Annotated in this window: 18 protein-coding genes; 4 read left to right on the top strand and 14 right to left on the bottom strand. The window is 64.4% G+C overall.

Going from position 1 to position 18,951, the window contains the following annotated elements; translation table 11 throughout:
• Window positions 1–12: 12 nt before the first annotated feature.
• Genes AC4ELH_RS21800 through AC4ELH_RS21810 form a run of 3 tightly spaced genes read right to left on the bottom strand, consistent with a single transcriptional unit; the run spans window position 13 to window position 3,156 of the window.
• Window positions 13–2,163, bottom strand: coding sequence for an acyl-CoA dehydrogenase family protein (locus tag AC4ELH_RS21800; protein WP_498886556.1), 2,151 nt, complete (start codon window positions 2,161–2,163; stop codon window positions 13–15).
• Window positions 2,164–2,182: 19 nt separating this feature from the next.
• On the bottom strand, window positions 2,183–2,791 hold the full coding sequence (locus AC4ELH_RS21805) for a nitroreductase family protein (RefSeq protein WP_498886558.1): 609 nt from the start codon (window positions 2,789–2,791) through the stop codon (window positions 2,183–2,185).
• Window positions 2,791–3,156, bottom strand: a complete 366-nt coding sequence (locus AC4ELH_RS21810) for a hypothetical protein (RefSeq protein ID WP_498886561.1) — start codon at window positions 3,154–3,156, stop codon at window positions 2,791–2,793. The genes AC4ELH_RS21805 and AC4ELH_RS21810 overlap by 1 nt, the downstream gene beginning before the upstream one ends.
• Before the next feature lie 307 nt (window positions 3,157–3,463).
• Here AC4ELH_RS21810 and AC4ELH_RS21815 point away from each other — a divergent pair, with 307 nt between their 5' ends.
• From AC4ELH_RS21815 to AC4ELH_RS21825, 3 genes are all read left to right on the top strand, one after another.
• Window positions 3,464–4,915 (top strand): class I adenylate-forming enzyme family protein, encoded by a 1,452-nt coding sequence (locus AC4ELH_RS21815; protein ID WP_498886563.1) that lies wholly within the window; start codon window positions 3,464–3,466, stop codon window positions 4,913–4,915.
• A gap of 103 nt (window positions 4,916–5,018) precedes the next feature.
• Window positions 5,019–5,939, top strand: a complete 921-nt coding sequence (locus AC4ELH_RS21820) for a TIGR03619 family F420-dependent LLM class oxidoreductase (RefSeq protein WP_498886565.1) — start codon at window positions 5,019–5,021, stop codon at window positions 5,937–5,939.
• Window positions 5,940–6,241: 302 nt separating this feature from the next.
• Window positions 6,242–6,832: a TetR family transcriptional regulator gene (locus AC4ELH_RS21825; protein ID WP_498886566.1), complete on the top strand. Its 591-nt coding sequence runs from the start codon at window positions 6,242–6,244 to the stop codon at window positions 6,830–6,832.
• Between the two features lie 263 nt (window positions 6,833–7,095).
• Here AC4ELH_RS21825 and AC4ELH_RS21830 read toward each other — a convergent pair whose 3' ends face one another.
• The 10 genes from AC4ELH_RS21830 to AC4ELH_RS21875 all read right to left on the bottom strand — a co-directional run bounded on the left by AC4ELH_RS21830 (window position 7,096) and on the right by AC4ELH_RS21875 (window position 15,581).
• On the bottom strand, window positions 7,096–8,178 hold the full coding sequence (locus tag AC4ELH_RS21830) for a Gfo/Idh/MocA family protein (protein WP_498886568.1): 1,083 nt from the start codon (window positions 8,176–8,178) through the stop codon (window positions 7,096–7,098).
• A gap of 180 nt (window positions 8,179–8,358) precedes the next feature.
• Window positions 8,359–9,180 carry an NAD(P)-dependent oxidoreductase gene (locus tag AC4ELH_RS21835; RefSeq protein ID WP_498886570.1) on the bottom strand — a complete coding sequence of 274 codons (822 nt, stop codon included), beginning with the start codon at window positions 9,178–9,180 and terminating at the stop codon, window positions 8,359–8,361.
• Window positions 9,181–9,189: 9 nt separating this feature from the next.
• The gene (locus tag AC4ELH_RS21840) at window positions 9,190–10,167 is read right to left on the bottom strand and encodes an alpha/beta hydrolase (RefSeq protein WP_498886572.1); all 978 of its coding nucleotides are present in this window, start codon (window positions 10,165–10,167) and stop codon (window positions 9,190–9,192) included.
• Between the two features lie 2 nt (window positions 10,168–10,169).
• Window positions 10,170–11,327 (bottom strand): cytochrome P450, encoded by a 1,158-nt coding sequence (locus AC4ELH_RS21845; RefSeq protein WP_498886574.1) that lies wholly within the window; start codon window positions 11,325–11,327, stop codon window positions 10,170–10,172.
• Between the two features lie 166 nt (window positions 11,328–11,493).
• Window positions 11,494–11,709, bottom strand: a complete 216-nt coding sequence (locus AC4ELH_RS21850) for a hypothetical protein (protein WP_498886575.1) — start codon at window positions 11,707–11,709, stop codon at window positions 11,494–11,496.
• A 28-nt stretch (window positions 11,710–11,737) separates the two neighbouring features.
• Window positions 11,738–12,553 (bottom strand): mycofactocin-coupled SDR family oxidoreductase, encoded by an 816-nt coding sequence (locus AC4ELH_RS21855; RefSeq protein WP_498886577.1) that lies wholly within the window; start codon window positions 12,551–12,553, stop codon window positions 11,738–11,740.
• A gap of 21 nt (window positions 12,554–12,574) precedes the next feature.
• On the bottom strand, window positions 12,575–12,784 hold the full coding sequence (locus AC4ELH_RS21860; RefSeq protein WP_498886579.1) for a hypothetical protein: 210 nt from the start codon (window positions 12,782–12,784) through the stop codon (window positions 12,575–12,577).
• 4 nt (window positions 12,785–12,788) lie between these two features.
• The gene (locus AC4ELH_RS21865; protein ID WP_498886581.1) at window positions 12,789–13,244 is read right to left on the bottom strand and encodes a Zn-ribbon domain-containing OB-fold protein; all 456 of its coding nucleotides are present in this window, start codon (window positions 13,242–13,244) and stop codon (window positions 12,789–12,791) included.
• Window positions 13,241–14,440 carry a thiolase C-terminal domain-containing protein gene (locus tag AC4ELH_RS21870; RefSeq protein WP_498886583.1) on the bottom strand — a complete coding sequence of 400 codons (1,200 nt, stop codon included), beginning with the start codon at window positions 14,438–14,440 and terminating at the stop codon, window positions 13,241–13,243. Before AC4ELH_RS21870 ends, AC4ELH_RS21865 begins: the two co-directional genes overlap by 4 nt.
• A 4-nt stretch (window positions 14,441–14,444) precedes the next feature.
• Window positions 14,445–15,581 carry an amidohydrolase family protein gene (locus tag AC4ELH_RS21875; RefSeq protein WP_498886584.1) on the bottom strand — a complete coding sequence of 379 codons (1,137 nt, stop codon included), beginning with the start codon at window positions 15,579–15,581 and terminating at the stop codon, window positions 14,445–14,447.
• Window positions 15,582–15,720: 139 nt separating this feature from the next.
• Between AC4ELH_RS21875 and AC4ELH_RS21880 the strand changes: the two genes are divergently transcribed.
• Entirely contained in the window at window positions 15,721–16,407 is a 687-nt protein-coding gene (locus tag AC4ELH_RS21880) for a TetR/AcrR family transcriptional regulator (protein WP_498886586.1), read from the top strand.
• A gap of 5 nt (window positions 16,408–16,412) precedes the next feature.
• Here the strand turns inward: AC4ELH_RS21880 and AC4ELH_RS21885 are convergent, their stop codons facing one another.
• Window positions 16,413–18,869: a CaiB/BaiF CoA transferase family protein gene (locus tag AC4ELH_RS21885; RefSeq protein ID WP_498886587.1), complete on the bottom strand. Its 2,457-nt coding sequence runs from the start codon at window positions 18,867–18,869 to the stop codon at window positions 16,413–16,415.
• Window positions 18,870–18,951 lie beyond the last annotated feature (82 nt).

Below are 18,951 nucleotides of genomic sequence, written 5' to 3' on the forward strand. Positions count from 1 at the left end.
ATGTTCTCCGATTTACTTGGGCGCCGGATCGCGCGGCAGGCCGAGAATGCGTTCGGCGATCAGGTTTCTGACGATTTCCGACGTGCCGCCCGCAATCGTCAGGCACCTGCTGAACAGGTAGTCGTGCACGATCGTGGGTTCCGCACCGAGAAGGATCGCCGGACCGGCAATTCGCAGCGCGAGTTCCGCGACGCGCTGAGCGTGCTCGGCACCGAAGAGCTTGGCGATATTGCCCTCGATGCCGGGCCCGGAGTCGAAGACCGCCCGCGCAGCCTGCCGCAGGTTCAGCGCGGCAAGTGTGTAGGCCTCGATGAGCAGCGCACCCACATCACGCGCCAGGCCGGTATCACCCGGACGGTGACGCGCCAGCAGATCGACCAGTGCGTCGGCGGTCATCGTGACCGACCCGCCGCCGATGGACACCCGTTCGTTGCCGAACGCCGCCATCGCCACACCCCAGCCCGCGTTCACCGCACCGACCACATCACGATCAGGCACGAACAGATCGTCGAAAAAGACCTCGTTGAACAGCGTCTCACCGGTGATCTCGGTGAGGGGGCGGATCTGCACCGCCGGATCGGCAAGGTCGATGACCATAGCCGTGATGCCCTTGTGTTTGGTCATGTTCGGATCGGTGCGGACGGTGGCCAGACCTCGCTGACAGTTCACCGCGTCACTGGTCCACACCTTCTGACCCGACACCACCCAACCGCCGTCGACGCGGCGGGCTTTGGTGACCACCGCCGCCGCATCGGAGCCGGCCCCCGGCTCACTGAAGAGTTGGCACCACCGGAGCTCGCCCTCCAGGCTGGGCCACATCAGCCGCTCGATCTGCTCGGCGCTGCCGTGCTGCAACAGCGTCGGCACCACCCATTCGCCCAGGCCGAGGCTGGGTTTGTCGAGCCCGTCGAGAACTTCTTCGATGATCAACTGCTCGGTGCTGTCGGCGTCACGACCGTATGGCGTGGGCCAGTGCGGCTGCAGGTAGCCGCTGCGCCCCCAGAGCTTTTGGCGGCCCACGACATCGGAAGCCTCGACTTCGGTGCGAAACTCCTGCGCCGCCTGCCGGTATTGCTCGGCTTCGGGCGGCAGATCCACCGAATGTCCCCGACGCACGCCGTCGGACTGCAGCTCGACAACCCTGTCCCGCACTGCGTCCTGGTCACCCGCAACGGCCTGCAGCACCGTCGCACGCCTGATGTAGAGGTGGGCGTCGTGTTCCCAGGTATAGCCGATCCCACCGTGCACCTGGACGTTCTGCAGCGCCACTCGCTGGTAGGCGGTCAGGGCGTGCCCTGCGGCCATCGCCACCGCCAGTTCAGCCTCCGTGCCTTCGGCGCGGGCCGCGTCCCAGGTCGCCGCGACCGCGAGCTCAGTGTCGACCAGCATGTTGGCACAATGATGTTTGACCGCCTGGAAAGAACCGATAGGTCGGCCGAACTGCTCACGGGCCGCGGCATACGCGGTAGCCATCTCCGTGCAGGCGCTCAGGCCACCAACAGCCTCTGCCGCCGCAAGAAGTCGCACGTGGCGGCGGGCAACGGCAGCGCTGCCGCGGAACACGTCGGCGACGGGTGCCGACGCCAAACCCACCACTGTGACCGGACGCAGAAGCTGGTCGACCGAGTCGATATTGCGCGTGCTCACCCCGTCACCGGCCCGGACCAGCACGAGATCGTCGCCCACCGGCAGCAAGAACAGGTCGACGGCAGACTCGGCAAGAGCGGCCACGGCGGTAACTGAAATCATCGAATCAGCCACCACCGCATCGCTTTTGGTGCCGATTCCTGCCACGACGTCGCCGGAAACCAGCTGGGGCAGCCAGCGCTTGCGCTGCTCGTCGCTGCCGACCTCGGCGATGACTGCCGACACGGCGACGGTCGGCAGGAACGGGCCGCCGATTGCCGCACGACCGATTTGTTCCAGCACGATGGTGAGCTCGGGCAGTCCGTAGCCCTGGCCGCCGAACTGCTCCTCGACGTGCAGGCCGAGCCAGCCGGTGGACACGATCTCTTTCCACAGTCCGTCTTCGGTCCACCACCTGCCGACGGTCTCGGAGCCGAGCAGAGTCCGGCGACCAGCTGCGACGCCGCCGCGTCCGGTCACCATCGCGGAGGCCACGTCAGCGAGCGCGCGATGTTCCTCAGCTATCGCCAATGACATCGGCTCAACTCCATTCTCGTCACCACGGAGTGCCGAACCGCTCGCGGTAGGTCACCGACGTGGCCGGGCGACGACGCGGCGGTGACAGCTTCTTGATGGGTTGGCCCAGATAGACTGCGGCCATCGGATTCAGGTTGGCGGGCAGCTCCAGCAGTTCACGCACCCGGTCTATGCCGAACGTGGTCAGCCCGGTGGTCAGGCATGAGCCGTAACCGAGGTCGTTCGCGGCGAGCAGCAGGTTCTGTACTGCCGGGTAGATCGATGACGATGCATAGATCTCGGCGACCCGCTCGGTATCGACGCACACCACCACGATCACCGGCGCAGCCGCGAATCCGCCTTTGGTGAAACCATATTCGAGATCGGCGACCAGCGCCTTGTCGTCAAGGCTCTGCTTGACGAAGTCACCGCCCCCGGCGTTCCACGTCTCGGTCCACCATTCGGCGAGCAGTTTCCGGCTCTGCGCGTCGCGGACCACTACGAAACTCCAGGGCTGAGTGTTCTCCGCACTCGGTGCGTGCACGGCCGCGTCGAGCATCTGCTTCACGTCGGCGTCGGAAACCTCGCCATCCGGGTCGAAGCGACGGCAGGCCCGCTGGGCGACGATGCAGGCAAGCAGCTCCCCCACTATCGTTCCGCCACAACGCGTTCGCCGCGTGGCACCCAACCAGTCAAGGACACCGTACTCAGATCAAGCCACTCACCCAACGACATCGTGCCGGCCATGACGCGCTTGAGGAACTCCGCCATCACCACATCGGGTTCGTCATCGAGTTCGTAGATCACCATGTAGCGGTGGGTTGGTGGGGGCAACTGCGCAGGCAGGTCTTGATCGTCGGGCACCTCCACTTCCGCGATGTCGTACCGCTGGGCGGCCACGACGCCGGGCACGTCGAGGACCTCCGGAAGATGCTGGGTGTCGTACCACTTGTTGAAGGCGTCATCTTCACCGGTGATCGGATTGGTCAGAACAAGAAACAGGTTGTCGGCCACCGCCACACCTTTCGTACAGGGCTTATTCGCCACTGAAACATTATGACAGTCGACTGTCATAGTCAACGCGGCCGGCAGCTACCACATCGGACCGCTCGATGTAGACGTGTCCGACTTCGCCACCTCGCCGCACCTGCGTGCTATGCGAACAAGCTGAGCTCAGCGCTGGCCCGAGTCAGAACAGGCGACGTGGTTTGGCACCCGCGAAGCTGAGGCGAAAGGCGGTCACGCACAATAGCGTTCACTGCCCAATCGTGGAGGAAAGTGTGGCGGATCGATTTGGCCCTGAGTTGCTCACCGAGGCCCCATGATGTGGCTGGAACGTGTCATCGCGACGCACGAGGACAGCGACCGGCTAGCGGTCATGGACGACGAAGCCGGCGCGGTCACCGGTGGTGAGTTAATCGGCAAGGCCACCTCAGCCGCGGAATTCCTGACCGGGCTGAACATGGTCGATGGTCAGCCGGTGCCGGCGCTCCTCACCACCAACGCCGATGCCCTGGCGTTACTGTTCGGCGGCGCGGCCACCGACAAGCCGCTGGCTCCGCTGAATCCGAGGCTGACCGCGACCGAACTAGGCGCTGTCGTGCGCGCAGCCGGTTCACCAGTTCTGTTGACAGAACCCGCTTTTACCCAAGCGGCCGATGAGGTCGCCGCGGCCACCGGGGTCAGGCCTGTGACAGTGCCGACGCTGCCGGTATCGCGGTCGCCGCTCTCGCGGGAATGCGGGGTGGCACTTTTCTATCTGCATACATCGGGAACGACGGGATTCCCCAAACCGGTGCCGTTCACCGACGACGTGCTCAGCGCACGAACGGACGTTCTGAGCGGACTCGTCGGGTTCGGACCCGACGACCGCTACGCGACAGGTTCACCACTGCACCACATCGGAGGGCTGGGCAACACTCTTGTCGCGCTGGCCGTCGGCGCAGCGGTCTTGGCGACGAACAGGTTCTCCACCGACTGGTGGCGCGGGCTGCGCCAGCGCGGAGCCACGCACTGCCTGCTGGTTCCGACTATGATCGAAATGCTGCTCGCCGACAATCTGTTGGACACCGTACCGCTGAAGACGTTGATCTATGGCGCGTCGCCGATCACGCCGCACACCTTGCATCGCGTCTTGCAGTTGTTGCCCGACATCGCACTGGTCAATTTGTTTGGGCAGACCGAGGGCAGCCCGATCACCTGTCTCAATGCCGACGATCACCGCCGAGCGGCGGCACGTAACACCTCGCTGCTCAGTACGGTCGGTCGGCCGGTACCCGGTCTGCAGCTACGTATCGATCAACCCGACGCCGCGGGAGTCGGCGAAGTCATTGCAGCGGCACCACACCTCTCGGTGCACGCGTCTGACGGCTGGCTGCACACCGGCGACCTCGGGGCCGTCGACTCCGACGGCTACCTGCACCTGCACGGTCGACGCCACGACATGGTGGTCCGAGGCGGCGAGAACGTCTACCCACTCGAAGTCGAGAACGTGCTCGCCGCCCATCCCGCCGTGGCAGCCGTAGGCGTTGTCGGGGTTCCGGATTCGCGGCTGGGTGAGACCCTTGCGGCATTCGTCGTGCCCGCCGATCCAGCACTCGTACCGACTGCGGCGGAGTTGGCCACGTTCACTCGGGCGAGGCTCGCCGGCTTCAAAGTCCCAGCCTACTGGTACATCGTCGGCGCCCTGCCGCTCAACGCAGCCGGGAAGGTGATGCGCACAGCCCTGCGCAACCAACACATGACCCGAGCCCATCACGATCAGGCACCTTGACGATTGACAGTCGGCTGCCATAATGATGCGGGCAACAGTCTCGGTGCAATCGTATCTGAAATCACCACGTTGCCACGGGGCCATTGAACCGGAGGGGCTCACCATGCGATTCACCGTTTACCTGCCCAACACCATGCACGTCTCGGCGGTGACGCAGCCGTGGGAGCATGCGCTCACGGGCAGCGACATCGCCCGCGTCGCGCGCGTCGCCGAAGAATTGGGATACTCGCAGGTCTTTCTTCCCGAGCATTTCCTGACGCCCGCCGCACATGTCGAGCTGTCCGGTGACCACTACTTCGACGCCACCACGGCGCAGGCGTTCATCGCTGGTGCCACCTCAACGATTTCGGTCGGATCGATGGTGACGATCCTGCCGCTGCACAATCCAGTGATCGCTGCCAAGGCCATTTCCACGCTGGACTGGCTTTCCGGCGGCAGGGCGCAGGTCACGGTGGGAGTTGGCTGGCTCAAGGACGAGTTCGACGCGATCGGGGTTCCATTCAACAAGCGGGGCCGGATTACCGACGAGTGCCTTTCGGCCATGTACGAACTGTGGACCAGCGACAGCCCGAGCTTCGATGGTGAGTTCGTGAAGTTCGACAATGTGGCCTTCGGGCCCAAGCCGATTCGCAAACCGCGGCCGGTGATATGGATGGGCGGAGACGCCGATGCGGTATTGCGCCGGGCTGCCCGTTTCGGCGACGGTTGGGCGCCCTGGCTCACGAAGCCGGAGGAACTGCCGGCCAAAATGGACTATCTGCGGTCACAGCGTGGTTTCGATGACCGGCCGTTCTCCCTGTTCTACAGCCTGGCCGTCCTGTCCATCGGTCAGGAGCATGCGGTCGTGGACGACCCCAATGCGCAGTTCGGCCAGAGCGCGCAACAGGTGATCGACAACTGCGGCATGCTCGCGGACCTCGGCGTCACCGATACCTGGGTGAACCCGCCACCGCTGAACGACTTCAGCGCATACCTGGACCACATGCACTGGGTGGCCGAGGAGATCATCCCCAAGGTCGAATGAGCATTTCCGAACCGCTATGACGGTCTAATATCCAGCGAGGGAGCAATCGGGGAGCAAGGCAGTGCATTTCGCGTTCGGTCGCAGGCCGCATCGTTGTCTGGTTCTCACCTCGCACCGGTCACGCCAAGCTCAGTCATCGGGCCGGAATCCCCTCTTTCGTAGGCCGACCGGGCAGAGTATGACAAGAGACTGTCATCTTTGGGAAACGAAGTCGTCGGCATGACGGCGGGTGTCAACGATGTGGCGTTTCCTGCCGTCGTTGTAATCTCAGGTCCACCTGCGACGGTGGAGGAGGTTGGCGGATGGCACGGGGCGATCGTTCACCGCGAGTCGAGCATGCCGACCGGGTGCGCAACGGACTGTTGGAAGCAGCGCTGGACCTGTTCAGCGCCAATGGTTACGACGAGACGACCACCGATCAGATCGCCGAGAGCGCAGGTGTTTCCCCACGTACCTTCTTCCGGTACTTCCCGACCAAGGAGTCGGTGCTGTTCTTCGGGGAGTACGACTTCATCGATGCCGTAAGCGGCGTCTACGTCGCTCAACCCGAAGAGTTATCTGATTTCGAGGCGTTGGCGAACTCTTTCGCGTTGCTTGCTCCCGGACTCAAACGCATCCGCAGGCGGATCGCGCAGTACCACGAAGCCGTCGCGTCCTCGCTGGTGCTGTTGGGCCGTGAGCGCAGAAACCACGAAGCCAACGCCGAGACCGTAGCCAAGGTGATCGCCGACCGACGCCGGCTATCGTCTCCGGACAGTGAGTGCCAGCTCCTGGCGTCCATCGGCATGCTGCTCGTCGAGCGCGCGCTGAATCAATGGTTGACAGCACCGGGACGTGCCCTCGATGACCTGATACGCCAAGAGTTCGCCGCGCTGCCGGCCGTGCTGAAGTAGCGAGGTTCAAGGATCGTCGAAGCGCGTACCGTCGGGCAGTCCCGCGGAGTGTCCGGGCCGCGGTACTGCATGCGCAGACTACCTCGGGTACGTGTCGGGCGGTCCGGCGTAGAACCGGCGAGGTTCACCGGCGGCCATAGACGCCGATCGCGACCAGGTGCAGGAAGCCGGTGCCGGTCTTGAGAACCTCGGGAATACGCACGCGGGCGCCAACACCCGTGGCGTGCTGATCTATCCGCCGGCCGCGGGATAATCGATACGACTCAAGCTTGCACAGGCTCCCAACCGCCACCTTCAGCGGAGCGGCGCGCGGCATCGATCACGGCGAGCGAGAGCAACCCGTCCTCGAAGGTCGCCGCCGCACTGGCCGCCCCGTCGAAGGCCGGTAGCCAGTCCTCAAGCATCAGCGCCATCGCACGGCCCGCATGTCCGGCCAGACCAGTTGGCAACTTCTCCGGATGGGCCGGTTCGCGGTCGTCGACCGTCATCGGGCTCAGTCCGTCGTCGGTGGCCAAGCCAACCGAGTATGCCGCGGAGCGCAGGTCACCGTCGCCGATGATCGTGCCGTCAGAGCCGAACAACTCCAGCCGGTAGTGATCGGCGTGGGCGCCCATCACCGAAACGCTCAGCATCGCAGTCACCCCGGATTCCATCCGCATCAACAGCGCCGCGGTGTCGTCGGCGGTGACGTTCAGCGTCGTACCATCGGGCCGCTCCCGCACCGGCTCGGTGGTCCGCACCTCGGCGCACACCGACACCGGCTTGCCGAGCAGGCTGCACAGGAAGTCCAGGTCGTGCACCAGCATCCCGGCGAGATATCCCCCGCCCTGGTTTCGGTCGTACATCCAGCCGGCCTGCAGCGGGTGACTCGGATGCCAGTACGACGCGCTGCGACTGACCCGGGCCAGATATCGGGTGCCCAGAAACCCCGAGCGCACGCGGTCCGCGACGGCCAACCAGTCCGGATTCCACCGATTCTCAAAGCAACAGGCAGTAGGCAGGTTCGCCTCGGCGGCCGCCCGCACCATCTCGCGTGCGGCCTCGAGATCACCGGCAAGCGGCTTCTCGCACAGCACGGGCTTGCCCGCCGCCAGCGCGGCAAGCGTCATGTCGCGATGGAGGACGGTCGGTGTCGCGACCGAGATGACATCCAGATCGTCACGGGTCACGAACGACTGCCAGTCTGTCGAAGTCTCCGCAATACCCAGCTTGGCGGCTACGCGTTCCAGCCGGTCAGGTGTGCGCGCGCAGAGTGCGACGGGCTCGAAGCCGTTCGCCGCCCGGAAGCCGGGTACCTGGACATGCGCTCCCCACCCGACCCCGATGATGCCGACCCGCAATGCCATACTTCTCCTCCCGTGTCCCAACATGGACACTTAATTGATCACGGCCCGCTGTCGCCCGGGGAGTTCGCGTGCCAAACCGGCTGCCGCTGCGAGCCTCTTGCGGCGCTGGTCCGTGGCGAGAAGTTCGCCGTCAAACCGCGACTGCTGCGACTCCTTGTCGAAGAAGTGACCTGTGTGCGGTCAGCGGGCGCTGTCCGTCAACGCCAGCGGTCCCGACTGTACGACCCTGCCGAGCAAGCCCAGATCAACGCCGACCTCGGCAGCAGCGTCGCGGCAGGCCGCGACATCTTTACGCAGAAACGGTTCTGCCAGCTCCGTGAAACGGTTGATACCACCAATTTGGTGGGCGTGCGCGGCGGCACCGCTTCGGCCACTGCAGACCTGAAGCGCGGAGAGCAACGCGCCTGAATCCACGTTCAACTTGTCACCGAGTTCTGTTGCCGCGGCGACAAGCTGGGCATTGGCAGCGAACATCAGATTGTTGATCAGCTTGATGGCCAGTGCGCTGCCTAGTTCGCCAGTCGGCACGATCGGGTCCGCATAGGCCGCGACCACTGGTGTCACCCTCTCGACCGTGTCGACCGGTCCGCCGATCAGAACGGTGAGCGTACCCGCGGCGATGTTCTCTGCCGTGCCGCTGACCGGTGCGTCCAAGATCACCGGGGCCGACGAGGAACTGTCCCGCAATGCTTCCAGGATGGACACAGTGCCGGTGGTATGGGAGACGAACACCGAGCCCGACTTGGCGTTGGCGATGAAACCGTCAGGGCCCAAGCCTGTTTCGCGCAACTGGCTATCGGAGAACAGGCACGAGAGCAAGATGTCGCTGTGCGCTGCCAACTCTGCCACCGAGCCGGCCAACCTGGCACCGCTCGCCGCGAGGCGGTCCCGGACCTCGTCTCGTCGGCTGTACACCAGCACGTTGTGCCCGGCGCCGAGCAACCTCCCGACCATCGGCTCCCCGAGTTGGCCGGCTCCCAGAAATCCGATCGTGTGGGTCATTGAACTCTCCTAAATCTGGACAGATGGGACATGCACAACTGTGGGTAGCCACGTCGCGATCCGATCCCACAATTGCACGCGGTAATTGGCGAAGTTGTGGCAGTGCCCGGACTGGGGAACCAGATGCAACGTGACGTCGGGAGAAGACGTGTAGTTCGCGGGCTCTGCATGCGTGTCTGGCGAAACGTCCAGCACGGCACCGAAGGCCAGGAATACTGGCACGTCCACGAGCGGAGCGTAACGCTCGACCATTCCCGGCGTGGTGACCTCGCCAACCGCCCGCACCGGAACACGGCTCTGCACTGCGGTATCCGCATCGACAACCTCTTGCGGCACCTCCCCGGCATAGAACAGGTCGCTCAGGTATTCGCGTGGAGCGAAGGTATGGGAGTCGGTGGGGTCGGCCCCGGTTATCTGACAAGACAACTCGATGGTCTGCTGGATCCGCTGCTCCAACTCCACTGCGTCAGCAGTGTCCCCGTACACATTGGTGATCTGCACGCCATAGCCCAACAGCACTACGGCGTCATAGGGGTGCGTCGTGGCCTGCACCATGGTTGTCAGGCAGGCACCCATCGAATGTCCGACACCGATCAGCGGGGCAGTGATCGGCAGAAGATCCTCGTGTAATTCACCACTGGGCAACCGTTCCCGGATCTGGCGCGCGACTTCGGCGTCGCCTTTCGCGAGTAACTCCAATCCAAGGGGACCCGAGGCAACTGGGTCGGCGCTCCCGCCGACACCAAGATGATCCACCGCGATCACGATGAAGCCGGCGGCGGCAAGGTGTTCGCCGAAGCTGTACCCAGGGTGACCGTCGATGTCGAGATGCCAGTAGTGCTTGTCATAGGTGCCGCCGGCAAGGCAAAGCAGTACACCACGCGCCTCGGCCGGATGCTCGGGCAGGAAGACCCACGCGGCCTGTGTCAGCTTCTCACCGGAAGCGACACCTGCGGTGACGTCGAACGTCAGAGAGATTGGCGCCATTGTCAACGCCACCTCAGCCGGAGCGAATCCACGCCGAACACTTGACCTCCGTGTTCGATTGGCTCCCCATCGAGTTCGTAGTCCGGAATGCGCTTGTGCCACTCCTCCAGAACCACCGCCATTTCCTGGCGGGCGAGGTGCGAACCGAGGCACCGGTGTGGCCCTCCGCCGAACGAGAGGTGACGCGTGACGCCCCGGTCGAGATCGAACTTGCGGGCATCGATATAGGCCGACTCGTCGCGGCCCGCAAACGCCAACGAGAACGACGCCATATCGCCGGCCCGGACCGGACATCCGTGGAAGTTCATGTCCTGTGTGGCCTTTCGCGCTGTTTGCACGATTGGATAGACCCGCAGCGATTCCTCCACCGCCTTCGGAATGAGTTCAGGTTCGGCTACGATCCTGGCCCGGTCGTCCGGATGGGAGGCCAGGTGCAGCATCGCGTAGGACAACTGGTTGGACACCGTGTCGAGGCCTGCCATGAACAACAGCAGGAGGCAGTTGAGTAGCTCCAGGTCGTTGATCGGTTCACCGTCGATCGTCCAGTCGATGGCCTTGCTGACGATGTCGTCGGCATCCGGGTCGCGATTCTCCCGGCGCTGTTGAATCAGCCCTGAGAAGTAGCCCATCACGTGCGTCATACCCTCGAGTCGGGCGGCGTTGACTTCCTCACCCACGCCGCTCTGATGCAGGATCATGTCCTCCCACACGAGGAACTTCTCCAGATCCTCGACAGGCATGCCCATGATCGTCAGAAAGACCGTCGACGGGAACACCCGCGAGATTCGTTCGACGAAGTCGCACGCGCCTTCGTCGACCAGTTGGTCGATGAGGGTGGCAGCCAACGTCTGCTGCGCGTTACGCAGGCCCTTCACCCGACCGGGCGAGAAGTACTCCGCCAACACCTGTCGCCACTTGGCGTGATCTGGTGGATCGATCATGATCGGAATCCACTTGTACGGCGGCTCCGGTTCGGTCGGCACGATGACACTGCTGGACCAGAGCTCGGGGTGCTGCAAACCGTCCAGGATCACCGCGTTGTCGGTGAACACCCAGTAGTCCATGCCGGCCTCGGTGTTGCGGAATATCGGCCCCGCCGCGTCCTGACATTCGTCGAGCCGACGGAAGTGGGCCAATGCCGCGGAGTCCGGCGTGTTCATCTCGACATTCAGGACGGGACATGTTGACCTGAAATGCTTTTCGCTCATGTTCCCCTTCCACGGTGACTGCTGCCGAGCACGAGTTCGAAGCGGCCGCGTGACGCAATGTTACGACAGTTGACTGTCATATTTGGAGGAAACCAGCGCAGCCGGTGGATCCGACTCATCACACCAGGTCAACTATGTGCGGTACGGGTCGCGTCGCTGTTGCGGCGGCCACGTCAGGCCATGCTGACCGTCTTGATCCGGAGGAATTCTTCGAGACCCTGCCGCTGATTCCGATACCACCGAACGGCCGGGTCACGTCGAGGTTGGCGGCCCCGTCGATGAGCACCTCTCCGGTCTCCAGCTCCGTTTCGGTTTCGACTGCTGCACTGGTCATCTGGGTATCCCTTTCTGTACCGCTACCGCTACCGCACCGCGAAGCCGGCGTCGAGGGGCCAAGCCGTGCCGGTGATGAATTTCGCCTCATCGGACACCAAGAACGCCACCGCGCCGGCGATGTCCTCCGGCATCAGAATCGAGATCGGCAGCGCGTTCTGCATGGCCGCCACCGCCACGTCACCCGCCTCGAAGAGCTTGCCCATGGTTTCGTTCATCACCATGCCCGTCGCGACGCCGGTCGGGTGGATGGTGTTGACGCGAATGGAGTACTGCGCCAGTTCATTTGCCCACACCTGCATCAGACCGACCAGTCCGCGTTTGGACGCGGTGTAGGCCTGGCCGCCGGCCCGGTCGGTTCCGGTGCCCTTGAGGCCCGCGCTCGAGCTGGTGATGACGATGGATCCCCCGCGGCCGCCATCGATCAGTGCGGGAGTCGCAGCCTGCACGGTGTTCCACGCGCCGATCAGGTTGACGTCGATGATGTCGCGGAAGGTCTGCCTCGCGTCGGTATCGCCGCTTAACCGGACCACACCGGCATTGGCGATCACGATGTCGAGGCGTCCGAATTCGACGAGCCCTTCGGCGACCACCCGTTCCACGGCGTCAGCGTCGCGCACATCGGCCTGGCGAGCGATGATGCGCCTACCCTGTCCCTCGACCAGCTTCACCGTCTCGGCAAGATCATCGGGAGTGGCTTGGGGGTAGTCGATCGATTCGATGTCGTGGCAGATGTCCAACGCGATGATGTCCGCGCCATCGGCCGCCAATCGGACTGCATGCGCGCGGCCCTGACCGCGTGCAGCACCGGTGATGAAGGCGACCTTGCCCTCCAGATTTCCCATGGATCCTAGCGCTCCTAGTATCTAGTCGGCGATGCTGCCGGTGTGAATCCTGGCCCGGCGCAGACCTTCCTGTGGATCATCGACCTCGATGTCCCAGTTGTCGCAGGAGCAGGTGCACCGGTAATGACCGTTCTCAGGAAGGATCGCCTGCCCGTCGCAGTCCCCGCCGGTATTGGCGATGCTGGTCAGGAACTCCAGTGGTTTTTCGTGCAACGCGCTGTCGTCGGACATGTGCTCACTCCTTGCTTGCTGGGGACGGCGCGACCCGGAAGATCGGCAGCAGCCAGCCGTCGGTGATCGGGGTGAAGTCGACCTGCAGGCGCGTTCCGATCTTCACCTCCTCGGGTACGACGTCGACGACATTGGACACCAGGCGGGCCCCGGGCGCATCGGGCAGATCGAGCACCGCAGGCACCAGGACCAGGTCGGGCATTCCGGGGAATCCGTGCACAACCGCAAAGCTGTATACCGTGGCCTCACCGGAGAGTTCGATCCAGTTGACCGCCTTGGACTGACAATTGGGACAGAACGGTGTCGGAGGCAGCCGGAAGGTGCGGCAGTCACCACACTGCGGGGCAACCAGACGTCTGTCCTTGGCAGCCACCCAGAACGGCTCGGTCGTCGCATCCACCGCGATCCGGATGTGCTCGCCGGGAATCGTGGTGGCCAGTGTGGCGGTCGAGGCGCTCATGACGACTTCCCCAAAATGAGTCCACTGACCGGGATGCTGGCCGGACCGCCGGTAACGAGCGCCAGCTCGGCGTCAGCGACCTGATTGATGGCGGTGCCGCGCATCTGCTCCACCCCTTCCATGATGTGAGTCATTCCGATGATGTAAGCCTCGGAGAGCTGGCCGCCGTGGGTGTTGACGGGGATACTGCCCCCGTCATAGCGGATGGCGCCGCTTTCGACGAACGCGCCGCCTTCTCCCTTGGCACAGAACCCGTAGTCCTCCAACTGCATCAGCACCATCGGCGTGAAGTGGTCGTAGAGCAACGCCACGTCGATGTCGTCGGGATTGATGCCGGCCCGCTGGTACAGCCGGTCGGCGATGGGCTTGTTGCCCGATGATGCGAAGTACTCATCGGGCATCCCCATCCAGGCGAATGCCCTGCCCCAGTCTTTGACACCACCGTGGGCTGCCGCCACCACCGGAACAGCAGGCTGCCGTAGGTCGGCCGCCCGGTCCGCCGCGGTCGTGATCACTGCCACCGCGCCGTCTGTCTCCTGGCAGAAATCGTAGAGGCACAGCGGATCCGCGATCATCCGTGCATGGAAGTAGTCCTCGAGAGTCAGCGGTTCGGGGTGCATGGCCTTGGGCCGGTTGGCCGCGTTCGCCCGGGTGGACAATGCGATTTCGGCGAAGGCTTCGCGACGGGTCCCGTACAGGTGCATATGACGGCGTGCGAGCACCGACATCAGTTGGCCCGGGCCGGCCAGACCCGACGGCTGCAGGAACGAGTTGACCGGATCCGGCTCCAGAGCCGAGAACACAGATCCCAGACGCTGTTTGGACTGTTGCAGCGCCATCACCGTCACCACCACCGAAGCGTCACCTGCGACGATGGCGGCCCGCGCCAAACCGATCGCACCGGCTGAGCCACCGCCGCCCGACGTGAGCGCTGCGGTGAACCGGACTTCTGGAATCCCAAGGGTTTCCATGAAATCCGCGGTGTCCATCTTGTCGGTGTATCCGGCGGAGGCACCCGAGTAGTAAGCAAAGCCGTCTATGTCTGTCACCGGGAGACCGGCGTCCTCACATGCCGCGAGAATGGCCTCACAGGCCAACTCGGTGGTCGTCTTCGGCAGAGAACCGCCCCGCTTGTAATACGGCGTTGCACCGATGCCGACGATGGCGACGTCGCGCAGCCCTGCGTTATTGGTCACGGGCTCAGACGAATTCGGTCGGGATAGGCGGGACATCGGGGAAGAGCTCGTAGAAGGTGCCCTGGGTGATCCGCAATCGAGTCTCGTCGCTCACACCGTCGAAGAGGCCCTTGAGTGTGTCCTGCGTGTGGCCGAAAGTGCCTTCCATGTGCGGGTAGTCGCTACCGAACATCACGTTCTTATAGCCCATGTGGTCGTACGCGGCCACCGCCGTCTCGTCATGTTGGAAGGACGCGTACACCTGGGTGTAGAGAATTTCCTTCGGGCTGCGAGTGAGCTTGGGCCGCACCGCCATATGGTGCTGACGGTAACCCTCCAGCAGCCGGTCGCCCAGGAACGGCACCCAGGTCGCACCACCCTCGGAGATCAGGACCTTGAGCTTGGGGTGACGATCGAGAGCCCCGGACGCCACCATCTTCATCGCGGCGCGCTGGCCGGAGAACGTCGTCTCGGCGTAGTTCATGATGGCCCCGCCCGGGCCCCGGTAGACCATGCCCGCTCCCCCGGTGGCGCCGCCGACGGTCATGTCGACCGGGTCGGTCCCGATGTGGAACGCGATCACGATGCCGGCCTCCTCGGCCGCCGCCCAGAACGGCTCCCATTCCTTGCGATGCCAGTCAGGTGCGCTCGGATGTGGCGTGGTGGGCAGGAACACGGCCTTGAAGTTCTGGCCCGCCGCCCAGTGCAATTCCTCGATCGCATCTTCGACCACCAGAGTGGAGACCTGAGCGGTCACGACGTACCGGGGCGAAACGGAGACGATTTCCTCCAACGCCCACTCGTTACTGGCTCGCATGCATGCCTTCAGCAACTCCGGGGTGCGGAAGGTCGATCCCCACATCCCCAGAGAAGGGAAGATCACCTCCCCCCAGACACCCTCCTTGTCGAGGTCGCCCAGTCGGGCCTTGGCGTCGCGGATGCCCTGCGGCTTCATGCTCTCTTCAACAAAGGCGACCATCGCCGAGGACGGCAGCTTCCGCCGGAAGATCTGCCCGTCAACGGAGACCGTCTCATACTCGCCGTCGGGGTCCTTCTCTGCGCGCGGGGTGAGATCCGCGAGGCGCTTGGGCAAGCGGGACTGCCACAGATCCTCGGGTTCCAGGAAGTGGGAGTCGCCCGAATTCGTCCAGATCATGCTCATTGCTCCTTCAAGGTGTGCGGGCTCTTCAGGTGATGATGCCAGCGGCGAGACGCGAAGTCCAGCATTTTTAATGCTATCCCATTACTATTTTCCTGGACCCCCTCAAGGGGCGAAACTGTGAGCGATGGGAGGAGCACCGATGACCGAACTGGGCACCGATACGCCCACTGCGACCCGGCGCCGTAATGCTTCGGGTGAGTCGACCCGGGTGATGCTGATGGAGGTTGCCGAGCGCTTGTTCGCTACCCGCGGGATCGAGGCGGTTACCCTGCGTGAGATCCAGGCGGCCGCCGGGCAGTCCAACACCTCGGTGATCCGGTACCACTTCGGCTCTCGTGAAGGCCTCATCCGCGGGCTCATCGCGCACCGCCAGCACACCCTCGAAGCCGACCGCCATCAGATGCTTGAGGCGATGCGCGCCGAGGGCAAGGAGGCCGATCCCCGTGCCGTGATCTGGCTGCTGGTGCGGCCGTTGGCGAACAGCATCGCTGCGGGTGAAATGTTCGTGCCGTTCCTGGCCCGCCTGATGGAGGACCCCCGCGCGCGCAGCGACTACTGGCCGGACCACCTTGAAGACGCATGGACCCAGGAAAGACTGGAGGACCTGGTCGACGGCGCACTGCAGGATCTGCCTGAGCGGATCCGGCGTGGCCGGACGTTCCAGCTTTACACCAGCTTGATCAACGTACTGGCCGCGGCAGCGCGCGTTGGCCACGGAGTGGGTGAGGCACAGTTGCACAATTACGTCGATGCCTGGGTCGGCATGCTCACCGCACCGGTGTCGTATGAGACTCGTGGGCTCATCGCCGGCCAGGGAGAGAGCTGAGTCGCTCAGCTGTCGCCGCCGATCACTTTGGCGGCCCGCAGGGTGGCGATCCTGTCGTCGTCGACGCCGATCTCGTGCAGTACCGAATCGGTGTGCTGGCCAATCGTGCAGCCGGCATCGGCCCTTGTCCGCGATCGCGAGAATCGGCACAGCGGAGCCAACCGGCGATGCTCTTCGAAAATGGGGCTGTGCGCCTCGACCGCATACCCGGCCTCGAAGAACGGGTCGGTCTGCAGAAGGATCTCCGAGTTGCGTTCCGCCACTTCGACGCAACCGACGTCCTGCGACGAGAGCTCGCGCTCCCATTCCGTCGCCGTTTTTGTGGCGAACACCGGCGTCAGCACGTCGATCAGAACCTGGTCATGCTCGGTCCGTGACGCCTGGCTCGCGAACCGCTCGTCGGCGTGCAGGTCGACGTAGGACGCCATGGCCTTGGTGAACGCCGGCCACTCGCGAGCCAGTGGCGCCGCCAGAAACACCCAGCCATCGGCGGCGCGGTACATCCGATAGAGCGCGTTCAGGCCGTAGAACTCGTCGTCAGCGGATTGGACCGCAGGTCGTCCGGCGTATCCGGTGTTGTGGTTGATCACCGCCTGCAATGCGGTGCCGAACATCGAGGCGGTCAGGTGCGGCAGTACTATCCCGCGGCGCTTGGCGTACAGGCCGACCAGCAGCGCCGACGCGACTCCCAGGGCGGCGATGCCATCGGACTGGACTGCCGGCACCGCACCCGCGGCGTGCAGGGTCACCGCACGCTGGTGTGCTTCGTCGAGGTCTGCCGGCCGAGTCGCCGCGCCGCGGCTGTCGATCATGGACAGTCCTGATGCGGCGCCGATCGACGGCGCATAGGCCGACCGATGGGCATACGGCCCGTCGGCGCCATATCCGGACATACCCAGCACCACGAGGTCGGGGTTCGCCGCCTTGAGCTTGGCTTCGTCGATTCCGGCCCGTTCGGCGGCATTGCCGCGGAAACACTGCAGCACCAGGTCCGACCGTTTCGCCAGCTCGTAGACGAGCTCCAGCCCTTCGGCCTTGGTGAAGTCGATTGCGACACTTTCCTTGCCCTGCAACACCTTTGCCCCGCCTGCCTCGGGGAAAGCCACGAGGTTGCGGATGTTGTCGCCTTCCAACGGCTCGACCTTGATCACGCGCGCGCCCAGATCGGTCAGCAGCGTCGTTCCGTAGGGACCGGCGAACATGCTGCCGAACTCCAGCACCGTCACCCCGGCCAGCGGTAGATCGGCCGAATTGTCGACGGCCTGCCGATTGCCGGCGTCGGGCGCTTCGAAGCTCACTGACGAGTTGTGTTCACCCAGGCGGGGCGCAGGCCGGATTTCGGTCAGCGGTTTGCCCTCGGAATGAATGAGTGTGGTGGGCTGGCGCACCGGCCCGAGCTCCGGATCGATCACGGTGACGGCGCGGCCATCGTGGACAACCTGGGGATGATCCAGTGCCTCGTCCGGGGTACGGAACAGCTCACCGGACAGGTCGTGATTGGCGGCCATGGCCTCTTCCCATTCGGCCAGCGTGCGGGCGCCCACCCTTTCCAGCATCATGTCCCACCACTCCGTACGGATTTCGGGGGTGGGAAGCATCGGGAAGCCCTGCCACTTCGGGTCGGCCAGCTCCCCCAACAGGTCGAGCTCGGTCAGCCACGCGTGAATGAGCCGCGGTGAGACCTGCGCGAACTGCAGCCAACGCCCGTCTTTGGTGGGAGCGACCAGCAAGGCATAGATGAGGTAGGCCTGCGGACGTCCCAATTCGTCATAGGCGGCGTCCATCGGCTCGAACGCCCCGGGATAGCGTTCGAGCACCATCTCGTAGAACCAGTTGTACGGGTCCATCGACCCCATGCCGGTGATCAGATTCGACTCGACGATCTGGCCCAGCCCGCTGGTGTCACGCTCGATGAGCGCGGCCAGAATTCCCTGAACCGCAGCGTGCGCGGCTCCCCAGGACGCATAGGGCGTCGAAATGTAGGCCGGCCCTGGGCGCTGGGTCAGACCGCGCTTCTCGTGCATGACGCCGGTCTTCGCCATGACGAGGGCCTCCCAGCCCTTGTAGTCGCGCCACGGCCCGGTCGATCCCCAACCGGTGATGTTGGCGACCACCAACCGCGGATACCGCTCGGACAACACCGCAGGACTCAGGCCGAGTCGCTCCGCGGATGCGGGTCGCAGCGTGTTGACCGTGACATCGGCACGACGCAACAGCGCTCGCAACCGGTTCAGATCGGCGTCGTCGTGCAGATCGAGCGTGACGCTGCGTTTACCGCGCAGCAACGCGGGCCAGCCGGCCAGATCACGCAGCGGGCTACCGTCGGGCGGTTCGACCATGATGACCTCGGCACCGCAGTCGGCGAGGAATTGCGTCGCCTGCGCACCAGGCAGCGTGGTCGACAGGTCGACCACCACCAGGCCGGCCAGGGGGCCCTCGGTTGCCGGGTGATCTGCCGCCATATTCGCTCCTCCGTGTGAGCCCCAAAGGTCTTGACGCAGCGTTGTGATGCGCGCCACGTCAGCATGGCAGCGCCACAGATTA

The sequence above is a fragment of the Mycobacterium shunyiense genome (assembly GCF_058270075.1).